The organism is Desulfovibrio sp. OH1186_COT-070, from assembly GCF_003860215.1.
Taxonomy (GTDB): Bacteria; Desulfobacterota; Desulfovibrionia; order Desulfovibrionales; family Desulfovibrionaceae; genus Desulfovibrio.
Window position 1 is genome coordinate 17,416 of record NZ_RQYH01000030.1, and the last position, 10,342, is coordinate 27,757.

A 10,342-nucleotide genomic window follows, 5' to 3' on the forward strand; every position below is an offset into this window, starting at 1 on the left:
GCGGATTTTTTCCGCATGTTCTTCCGGTCGTATCTATCGGGCAGGCGTTGCTGCCCCAAGGAGATTCCACAATGAATTTCGCCATGCGACTGACATGTGCGCTCTGCCTGCTGGTGCTTGCCGCCGCAGGAAATGCGCCCCAAGCCCACGCCGCGAAAAGTGCCGTGATTCTGCCGTTTTCCGTCAATGCGCCGCAGAATTACGCCTACCTTTCCAAGGCTGTTCCGGCAACCGTTCAGGGCCGCCTCAACCGCCCCGGTGTTTTGACGGCCAGCCTCGGGAGCGGTAGCGCCGCCTCCAGGGCAGACGCGCAAAAAAAACTTGCCGCCTCCGGTGCGGACAGTGTCGTCTGGGGATCGGTGAGCGTGGTGGGCAGCGAATGCACTGTTGAAATCCACAGTCTGGACAAGGCCGGAAAAACCTGGAGCAAGACAGGCCAGGGGCCTGTCAGTTCCCTTACCGGCACAGTGCAGAACCTGACTGCCGCTCTGGGACAGGAAGTTTTTGGCGTGTCCGTGATGCGTACGCCGGGATCCACAGCCGCAGGCGCTCCCCGTCCCGCTGCCTCCAATGCGGAAATCATCACCAATGACACCGGCCAGCAGCAGGTATACCTGAACCCGCAGTTCCGCTATCAGGGCGCGGGAGCCCATGACGGCTCGCGCCTGCGCAGCCAGCGCCTGAGCCACAATATGGTGGACATGGCCGTGGGCGATTTCAACGGCGACGGCAAAAACGAAGTGGCCCTGCTGGACGACCACACCCTGCGCATCTATGTCTGGCAGCCCGAAGGCAAGCTCAAGCTGCTGGGCGAAACCAGCGTTTCGCGCTCCAACAACGCCTTTTCCATGCGCGCCATCGACCTCAACCGTGACGGGGCCCTGGAGTTGGTCGTTGCCACCTACGAAAGCGAGAGCAACCGCCCCTATACCTATATTTACAGCTTCAAGGGCAATACCTTCAGCCAGTATGCCGACCGCATTCCCTATTTTGTGAGCGTCATGCGCGTGCCCCCCACCTACACCCCCACTCTGGTGGGCCAGGGCTGGGATTCGCTCAAGCTCTTTTCGCCGGGCGTACACACCATGGTCAAAACCGGCAACAAATACACCCTGAGCACACGGATTGACCTGCCTGCCGGCGCCACGGTTTTCAACTGCGCCTGGCTGCCGGGCGGCAGAACCAACAAAACCGACCAACTGGTCATGCTCACCGACGACGAGCGCCTCAAGCTCTTCCAGGGCACGGGCAATACCCTCATCCACACCACCATGGAGCGGTTTTCCGGCTCGGCGACGGGCATGGATCACTACAAGGGCATGCCGGGCCTGGGCGTGGACAAAAACTACCAGTTGCCCAGCAAATACTTTGCGCCCATGCGCCTGATCGCAGCGGACATCGGCAATACCGGAGAATATGTGCTGCTGGTCAACAAGCCCATCTCCACGGCCTCCATCATGTTTGACCGTTACCGCTACTTCCCCCAGGGCGAAATCCATGCCCTGTACTGGGACGGCGTGGGCCTGGGCCTCAAGTGGAAAACCCGGCGCATCCGCGGTTCTGTCGGCGAAGTGGATCTGGCGGACGTGAACAACGACGGCATTCTGGATCTGGTGGTGGGGCTGAACACGTCCCCCGATCTCGGCATAGGCAGCCGCCAGAGCATGGTTGTGGCCTACCCGCTGGACACTTCGGCAACCAATCCCAATGTGCCTGCGGATCTCAGCGATTTTGAAGTGAACCCCAACTAGCAAAGCCACAGGGCTGACGCCGTATGCCGCAAAACGCCTGTTTTTCCGACAGGCGTTTTGCATCAGCCCCTCCGGAGGAAACCATGCGCATTCTTGTCATCGGCTCGGGCGGACGCGAGCACGCCCTTGTCTGGAAGCTGGCGCAAAGCCAGGGAGTCAGCGCCGTTTTTGCCGCACCGGGCAACGGCGGCACGGAGCAGGAAGGCGCGCGCAACGTGGCCGTGAACGTGGACGATCTGGACGGCCTGACCGCTCTGGCGCGGCAGGAAGGCATTGATCTGGTGGTTCCCGGCCCGGAACTGCCCCTGACGCTGGGCATTGTGGACCGCATGCGCGCGGAGGGCATTGCCTGCTTCGGTCCCGATGCGTACGGGGCGCGCCTGGAAGGCAGCAAGGCTTTTGCCAAGAGCATGATGCAGCGCGCCGGGGTGCCCACGGCCCGCAGTGTTGTGTGTTCCAGCCTGGAGGAAGCCAGGCGGGAAATCCGGAACATGGGCGCCCCTCTGGTGGTCAAGGCCGACGGGCTGGCGGCCGGAAAGGGCGTCATCATGGCCCAGACCGAACAGGAAGCCCTGGACGCGGTGGAAGAAATCATGGCCGCGCGCGCCTTCGGGGCAGCCGGTGATCTGGTGCTGCTGGAGGAATGCCTGGAAGGAGAAGAAGCCTCCTTCCTCTGCCTCTGCGACGGCACGCGGGCGCTGCCCCTGCCTTCGGCCCAGGACCACAAACGGGCTTTTGACCATGACCTTGGCCCCAATACCGGAGGCATGGGGGCCTATTCTCCGGCGCCGGTTCTGCCCGATGACAGGCTGGAAGAAATGGCGGACATCACCGTACGCCCGATCCTGCGAGAAATGGCCAAAGACGGCCATCCCTTTGTGGGCGTGCTCTATGCCGGGCTCATGATGACCGCCCAGGGCCCCAAGGTTCTGGAATACAACGTGCGCTTTGGCGATCCCGAATGCCAGCCCCTGCTCATGCGCCTGCAAGGCAATCTGGCCGCCATCATGCTGGACGCTGTGCACGGGCGTCTGAACCCTGCCGACCTGCGGCAGGACGCCAGCACGGCACTGGGCGTGGTACTGGCCGCACAGGGATATCCGGGCAGCTACGCCAAAGGTATGTCCATTGACGGCATTGCCGCAGCCGAGGCCGTAAGCGGCGTCAAGGTTTTCCACAGCGGCACAGCGGTCAAAAGCAACGGCCTTGTTTCCTCCGGCGGACGCGTGCTCTGCGTCACGGCGCTGGGCAACGGGCTGGCCGAAGCCCAGGCGGCGGCCTACAACGCCATGCAGCACATCCGCATGCCCGACAGTTTTTACCGCAAGGACATCGGCGCAAAAGGCATACAGCGCCTGGCGGCCCGAAAATCCGGCGGCCGCTAGACGGTATTTTTCCGCAATCCCCAAAATATCCGGCCATTTTTCCGGACAAGGAGGCCCTCCGTGGCACAAGTGGTTGTTCTGATGGGCTCGGCGTCCGATGAGGACAGGGTCAGCCCCTGTGTGGATGTTTTGAAAAGCCTGGGCGTGAGCTGCGCCATCACCGTCAGTTCCGCGCACCGCACCCCGGAACGCACGGAAGAACTGGTGCGTACCCATGAAGCGCAGGGGGCGCGGGTCTTCATTTGCGCGGCGGGCATGGCGGCCCATCTGGCCGGAGCCGTGGCGGCGCGCACCACGCTCCCGGTCATCGGCATTCCTGTTTCGGGCACAGCCCTGGGCGGCATGGACGCCCTGCTTTCCACCGTGCAGATGCCTCCGGGATTTCCTGTGGCCACTGTGGCTCTGGACACGGCGGGCGCGCGCAATGCCGCATGGCTGGCCGCACAGATCCTCGCCCTCTCCGATCCGGAACTGGGCAGAAAAATCGCTGCCGCACGCGCCGCCATGCGCGCGGATGTGGAAAAAACCGGTGAAGCCCTGACCCGCAAATACGCCTGAGGCAGCTTGTTACCCGCTCTTGCGGGTCCATGCCTCAAGAAAAGAGGCTGCCTCTCCCCCGGCGTCAATGTGCTGCAAAAGGGCGCTCCCGAAGACAAAGGCGTCCGGCCGCACATCACGGGGAAGCGCCTCCACCTGTGCCGGGCTGCGCAGCCCGAACCCCAGAGCCAGCGGAAGATCAAAAGCCCTGCGCGCCCGGCGCAGGGCTTCTCCGGTTTGCGGGGGCAATGCGTCCCGCGCTCCGGTGGTGCCCAAAACGGACGCGACATAGACGTACCCTCTGGAAACCGCTGCATAGGCGCGCATGCGCTCCTCTGACGTATTCTGGCCGACCAGGGCGATGAGGTCCACACCCTCCGCATGCAGCGCACAGCGGAAAAACGCGCTCTCCTCCAGCGGCAGATCCGGCACAATGCAGCCGCTGACCTTTGCCGCCGCAGCCTCACGGGCAAAACGCTCCAGGCCGTATTGCAGAAAGGGGTTGAAGTATCCCATGAGCACAATCCCGGCCCTGACGCTCCCGGCATGTTTGCGCAATCCCTCCATAATCCAGCCCAGCGTGACGCCCTGTTCCAGAGCCCGCCGCGAGGCCGCCTCCACCACAGGCCCGTCGGCCACAGGATCAGAAAAAGGCACGCCGATTTCGATCACGTCCGCCCCGGCATCGTCCAGTTGCCGGACAATATCCCAGAACGCGCCGGGCGTGGGAAAACCCGCAGTGACAAAAGGAATGAGGGCCGGTCTTCCGCATTGCTGCGCATGGCGTATTTTTTGTTCAAGAAGCGACATTGTTTTCTCCCCACCGGCGCGCGGCTGCCCGGATGCGCCGGAAATTCCGCGCATTCACACGGCAAGATATTTTTCCACAATATCCATGTCCTTGTCGCCGCGTCCCGACAGGTTGACGACCACATGGCTGCCCGCAGAAATTTCCGCACAGTGCCCGAGCACCCAGGCCAGAGCGTGCGAGGATTCCAGAGCAGGCAAAATGCCCTCTGTGCGGCACAACACCTGAAAAGCATCAAGAGCTTCGGCGTCATTGGCAAGCCCGTACCGGACACGCCCTGTGGAGTGCAGCCAGGCGTGCTCCGGCCCCACGCCCGGATAGTCCAGACCGGCGGAGATGGAGTGCGATTCCATGATCTGCCCGTCTTCCGTCTGGAGCAGCATGGTTCTTTCACCGTGCAAAACTCCCGGACGGCCGAAGTTGATGGGGGCGGAATTGACGCAGCCCGGCTCTCCCGTACCGGCGGCCTCCACGCCCACAATATCCACGCTGGTGTCGTCCAGAAATGCCGAAAACATGCCGATGGCGTTGGAACCGCCGCCCACGGCCGCCACGACCAGATCCGGCAGGCGTCCTGTTTTTTCCCGAAAACGGGTGCGGGTTTCCCTGCCGATCACGCTCTGGAATGCACGCACAAGAGAAGGAAAAGGATGCGGCCCGGCCGCCGTGCCGAAGCAGTAGTGCGTTGTTTTCTGGCAGGCAATCCAGTGCCGCAGTGCCTCGTTGATGGCGTCCTTGAGCGTTTGGCTGCCGCTTTCCACCGCGTGCACCCTGGCTCCGAGCAGACGCATGCGCCTGACATTGGCGGACTGCCGGGCAATATCCTCCACGCCCATGAAGATCGTGCAGTCCAGCCCCAGGCGGGCCGCTGCCGCCGCTGTGGCAACGCCGTGCTGTCCGGCCCCGGTTTCCGCGATCAGCGAGGTTTTTCCCATGTGCCGGGCAAGCAGCGCCTGCCCAGGGTATTGTTCACCTTGTGCGCGCCGGTGTGCAGCAAGTCCTCCCGCTTCAGCCACAAGGAAAAGCCCAGCCGGGCGGAAAGCCGCCCGCAATATGTCAGGGGGGTTTCCCGCCCCGCATAGGTGCGCAGAAGGTCATCCAGTTCCGCCGCAAACGACGGCTCCGGCATGATGTCCCGCATGGCTTCTTCCAGTTCCGTCAGCGGCGGCAACAGAAGTTCGGGCACAAAACATCCGCCGAATTCTCCGAAGTATCCTTTTTTCATCGGTATTTCCTCACAGCCGCCACAGCGGCCCGTATGCGCTGCGCGCTCTTTTGTCCCGGCGCGCTTTCCAGCCCGGAGTTGAAGTCCACCCCGTCAGGTTCGCAGTCTTTTATGGCCGCGCCCACGTTTTCCGGGTTCAGGCCTCCGGCCAGAATCCACGGCCGGGGAATTTTCAATCCTTTCAGGGGTACGTCCATACGTTGTCCGCTGCCGCCGCCTTCTGTGCCGGATTCCAGCAGAAACATGCCCGCACAGGCGGCATGCCTCTGCATGTCTTCAGCCAGATCTTCCAGCCCCCCATAGCGCGCAGGCCAGAGCGTTCTGATGATCCGCCGCGCGCCGAGGATTCCTGCAAGCTGCCCGGCGCATTCCTCCGGCTGGGAGCCGTGCAGTTGGACAAAATCCAGACAGGCCTCCATAGCGGCTTCTGCCACGGCCTGCGCGTTGCTTGTGACAAAAACCCCCACACGGAGCATGCCGCGGCTGTCCAGCGCGGCGGCCTGCGCGGGCGTCAACGCGCGGGGACTCTGCCGGGCAAAAACAAAGCCGCACATGTCCGCCCCCGCAGCGGCCGCGCAGTCCACGTCTTCCTGATTCCGCATCCCGCAGATTTTCACGAGCAGGTCAGGCACAAACACCTCCGCTTTTCTGCTTCCCAAGGGCGTCACCCGTCCAAAAGCCGCCGCAGGGCCTTGCCGGGCGCGCCGCCCTCCATGAGTTTTGTTCCCACAAGCACGGCCTGAAAACCCGCATCCTTGGCCTGCCGCACATGTTCCGGCCCGGAAATGCCGCTGGCGGCAATCCAGACCTCGCCGTCGGCACGTTTGTGCCGCGCCGCCATTTTCAGGCACAATGAACGGTCCACAGCCAACGTATCCAGATTCCGCGCATTGACCTGAACCAGCCGCGCGCCCGAATCTCTGGCCAGAGCAAGATCTTTTTCGTCAAAGACCTCCACCACAGCGTCCATCCCGTATTTTTCCGCCTGTTCCCGCAATGCGCGCAGCAGCAAGGCGTCCGGCGTCAACCGCACAATGAACAGAAGGGCGGAAGCCGGCGTGGCCGCCGTGGCCGCCACCTGAAGCGGGTCAAAAAGGAAGTCCTTGCGCAGCAAAGGCAGCCCCGCACATTCCATGCGGCGCAGGAAGTCCGGAAACCCCTTGAAAAAACGCTCCTCCGTCAGCACGGAAAGACAGGATGCGCCTGCTCCGGCATACTGACGGGCGGCTTCTTCCGGTTCCATGTCCGTCAGGATGTCGCCCCGCGAGGGGGAGGCCCGCTTGAACTCCGCGATGATGTGCGGCCGGGGCAGGGGACTTTGCAGAGCCTCCAGAAAAGAAATTCTGGGTCCGGCACAGGGGGGCGGCAGCAGGCCTGTCTTTTCCAGTTGGCGCAGGCGGCGGATCTCTGCCGCCTTGGCCTTTCTGAAGCGTTCAAGCAGCATGGAGCACCTTCCCGCCCACACCGGAGGCAAGGGCTTCACGGGCTTTGGCCATGCAGGTTTTCAGCGGCATCTTTTCCTCCAGCACATGCAGGGCCATGCCCACATTGAGAACCAGCATGTCCCGCATGGCCTGCGGGCCACCCCCGGCAAGAAGCTCCCGCAGCACGGCCAGCGCCTCTTCCCGGTCAGCCACGGCAAGTTCTTCGGGAGTGCAGGACGCCATGCCGTAGTCCGCCGGATCAAGGGTCAGGAAACTGCATTCCCCACCGGAAAGCAGGACGATCTCGTTGGGCCCGAGGGGCGTTATTTCGTCATATCCTCCTGCCCCGCAGACCACTGCGGCCCTGTGCACGCCTGACTGGGCCAGGGTTTCGGCCATCAGTCTGACCATGCCGGGACGCGCCACGCCGAGCAGCATGTGCGAGGGACGGGCGGGATTGATGAGCGGCCCCAGCAGATTGAACAGCGTGCGGATGCCCAGTTCGTTCCTGATGGGCGCAATATTGCGAAAGCAGGGATGGAAGCGCTGCGCAAACAGGAAGACAAAATTCCTCTCCCGCAGAATGCCGCCCGCATCTGCAGGATCCATGTCCAGATCCACCCCCAGGCCTTCCAGAGCGTCGGCGCTGCCGGACTTGGAAGAAACAGCGCGGTTGCCGTGCTTGACCACCCGAAATCCCATACCGGCCAGCGTGAGGGCCGTGGCCGTGGAGCAGTTGAAGGACGAACGCCCGTCCCCGCCTGTGCCCACCACCTCCATGCACGGGCCTTCGATGCCGCCCACGGGCACAGCCCTGGCCAGGGCCGCGCGGGTGGCGTGAGCCAGTTCCAGCGCGCTTTCCCCTTTCATGCGCAAACCCATCAAAAAGCTCCCCGCCTGCACAGGCGTCATGTCTCCGTCCATGAGCGCGGAAAACGCGGCAGAAGCCATATCGGCCGTCAGATCCTGCCCTCTGGCCAGGCTTTCCAGAATGCGGCTGATGGACGCTGCGTCCCGGCCTTCGGGCAGAATTGCCTGGGGGAAATTGCCCAGCAAACGCAGGCCCTCCGGCGTCAGAATGGACTCCGGATGAAACTGGACGCCGACCCACGGGCGATCCTTGTACCGCAACGCCATGACCTCACCTTCCGGACCGTGGGCCGTGACGGAAAATTTTGCACGCCCTTCCTCCGGCAGGCGCACAACCAGAGAATGGTAACGGCCCACACGCATGGGGTTGGCAATGCCCGCAAACAGCCCCGTTCCGTCATGCACGATTTCCGAAACCTTGCCGTGCATGACACACGGCCCGACGACAACCTTTCCTCCGCCGGCAAGACCCAGCGCCTGATGACCAAGACAGACGCCGAGCACCGGAACCTCCGGTTTGAGCAGGCGCAGCACCTCCATGCAGTATCCGGCATCTTCCGGCCGCCCTGGCCCCGGAGAAAGGCAAACCATTTCCAGGGCAGGGTCCTGCGCCATCTCCGGCAGGCGCGGATCGTCATTTTTGACGACAACAGGGGTGCGCCCCAGCGCGTAAAAAGCCTGCACCAGATTGTAGGTAAACGAATCGTAATTATCGACGAGCAGGAACATGATCTTCCCCCGAAGCGTCAAGGACAGCGCGCATGACGGCTGATTTGTTGCGAACCTCATTCCATTCGGCAACGGGATCGGAATCGAAAACAATCCCGCCGCCTGCCTGCCAGTGCACCATGCCGTCCCGCACCCACATGCTGCGGATAATGATGCCCGTATCCAGATTGACGCTGTCATGGTCCAGCCCGAACCAGCCAACGCAACCGGCATACGGCCCGCGCGCGGCCTGCTCCGTTGCCGCGATCAATTCCATGGCGCGCATCTTGGGCGCGCCGCTGACCGTGCCCGCCGGAAACGTCGCGGCCAGCACGTCAAGCACATCAAGGTCTTCCCGTATCTGCGCCGTCACACGCGAGGTCAAATGCATCACATGGGAAAAACGCTCCACCTCCATCAGGCGCTCCACCCGAACTGTTCCGGGGCGGGCGATGCGGCCGAGGTCATTGCGGCCAAGGTCCACCAGCATGGTATGCTCGGCGCGCTCCTTGGGGTCTTCGCGCAGGTCTGCGGCAAGAGCGGCATCTTCCGTGTCATCCGCGCCGCGCTTCCGCGTGCCTGCAATGGGCGACAACCGGAGCTTGTTTTCCGTGCATTTTACCATGACCTCCGGCGAGGACCCGAGGAGCGTGATGCCCGGCATATCCAGAAAAAACATATAGGGAGACGCGTTGCAGCGCCGCATCCTCCGGTACAGGGCAAAGGGATCGCCCGCAAGCGGCGCGCTGAAGCGGCACGACGGTACAACCTGAATGGCTTCGCCCTGCCGCAGCTTTTTTCTGATGTCCTCCACGGCGGCCATATACCCTTGCTCTCCGGGAAGGGCGCTCACGGAATCCTCATCCACTGCGGGGAGAGAAAAATCCGTGCCGCACCCCCGGACGCCCTCGACATCGCGGTGCCCGCCCAGACTGATCTGGCACAGCCGGTTGTACAGATGGTCAAAGACAAGCAGCGTGCCCAGCAGGGCCAGAGCCGCTTCCGCATCTTTCACGGGGATGCTGCTTTGCAGCTTCGGGGCAAGAAGTCCGGCAACGCCGTATCCGAAGTAGCCGTACAGGGCGCGGGTGATGGGCGGCAAATCCGTCCGGGGCGGCCTTTCAAGGTGCAGCCCGCGCATGAGCTGGCGCAGGCCCTCCACAAAGTCCGTTCCCTCAAGCGCTCTGAACGGTTCCAGTTCCGGAGCATCAACGGCAAGGGTCAGGCGGCCGTTTCTGCATGCGGCCTGCAACAGAAAATCGCAGGCCAGCAGGCTGTACCGCCCCCAACGCCCGTCAACTTCCGCGCTTTCCAGGAGAATACCGTGTCTGTCGCGGCACATGCCGAGAAACAGGCTGATGGGCGTGTCTGTGTCTGCCGGGAGCCACCGCGCCGACTGGCGCAGGACGACATGAGGAGCGTATCCTGTTCCGGAAACTGTCATGGCGCAAATCCTTGTGGGGGTGAAGAACAAAAAAAGACGCCGTCCCCAAAGAGGGGACGGCGTCTGCAAAATATATGGCAAACCTGTACGCGCCCTAGATAGTGTCGTCAAACTATGAATAGTATGATAACACCTCTTCCTGCATGACAGGAGAAGCTATGCGCGCACATCGACGACACGATATTTGTGA

General features: G+C 62.8%; 8 protein-coding genes and 1 pseudogene. 3 read left to right on the forward strand and 6 right to left on the reverse strand.

What is annotated here, in order from left to right:
- The first annotated feature begins 71 nt into the window (after window positions 1-71).
- From EII23_RS09440 to purE, 3 genes are all read left to right on the forward strand, one after another.
- On the forward strand, window positions 72-1,751 hold the full coding sequence (locus tag EII23_RS09440) for a VCBS repeat-containing protein (protein WP_124793131.1): 1,680 nt from the start codon (window positions 72-74) through the stop codon (window positions 1,749-1,751).
- An 83-nt stretch (window positions 1,752-1,834) separates the two neighbouring features.
- Complete coding sequence (gene purD, locus EII23_RS09445; RefSeq protein ID WP_124793132.1) at window positions 1,835-3,136, forward strand: phosphoribosylamine--glycine ligase; 1,302 nt, start codon at window positions 1,835-1,837, stop codon at window positions 3,134-3,136.
- A gap of 60 nt (window positions 3,137-3,196) precedes the next feature.
- The gene (gene purE / locus EII23_RS09450) at window positions 3,197-3,694 is read left to right on the forward strand and encodes a 5-(carboxyamino)imidazole ribonucleotide mutase (protein ID WP_124793133.1); all 498 of its coding nucleotides are present in this window, start codon (window positions 3,197-3,199) and stop codon (window positions 3,692-3,694) included.
- 9 nt (window positions 3,695-3,703) lie between these two features.
- On the opposite strand, the gene trpA is transcribed toward purE, so the two are convergent.
- From trpA to EII23_RS09480, 6 genes and pseudogenes are all read right to left on the reverse strand, one after another.
- Complete coding sequence (trpA, locus tag EII23_RS09455; RefSeq protein WP_124793134.1) at window positions 3,704-4,483, reverse strand: tryptophan synthase subunit alpha; 780 nt, start codon at window positions 4,481-4,483, stop codon at window positions 3,704-3,706.
- 54 nt (window positions 4,484-4,537) lie between these two features.
- Window positions 4,538-5,706 (reverse strand): annotated as a pseudogene (trpB, locus tag EII23_RS09460) (tryptophan synthase subunit beta).
- The gene (locus EII23_RS09465; RefSeq protein ID WP_124793135.1) at window positions 5,703-6,338 is read right to left on the reverse strand and encodes a phosphoribosylanthranilate isomerase; all 636 of its coding nucleotides are present in this window, start codon (window positions 6,336-6,338) and stop codon (window positions 5,703-5,705) included. The pseudogene trpB and the gene EII23_RS09465 overlap by 4 nt, the downstream one beginning before the upstream one ends.
- Window positions 6,339-6,370: 32 nt before the next feature.
- Entirely contained in the window at window positions 6,371-7,150 is a 780-nt protein-coding gene (locus tag EII23_RS09470; protein WP_124793136.1) for an indole-3-glycerol-phosphate synthase, read from the reverse strand.
- A complete protein-coding gene (trpD, locus tag EII23_RS09475) occupies window positions 7,140-8,729 on the reverse strand; it encodes an anthranilate phosphoribosyltransferase (RefSeq protein WP_124793137.1) in 1,590 nt (529 codons plus the stop codon). Before trpD ends, EII23_RS09470 begins: the two co-directional genes overlap by 11 nt.
- Window positions 8,710-10,152, reverse strand: a complete 1,443-nt coding sequence (locus EII23_RS09480) for an anthranilate synthase component I family protein (RefSeq protein ID WP_124793138.1) — start codon at window positions 10,150-10,152, stop codon at window positions 8,710-8,712. The genes trpD and EII23_RS09480 overlap by 20 nt, the downstream gene beginning before the upstream one ends.
- Window positions 10,153-10,342: the final 190 nt, after the last annotated feature.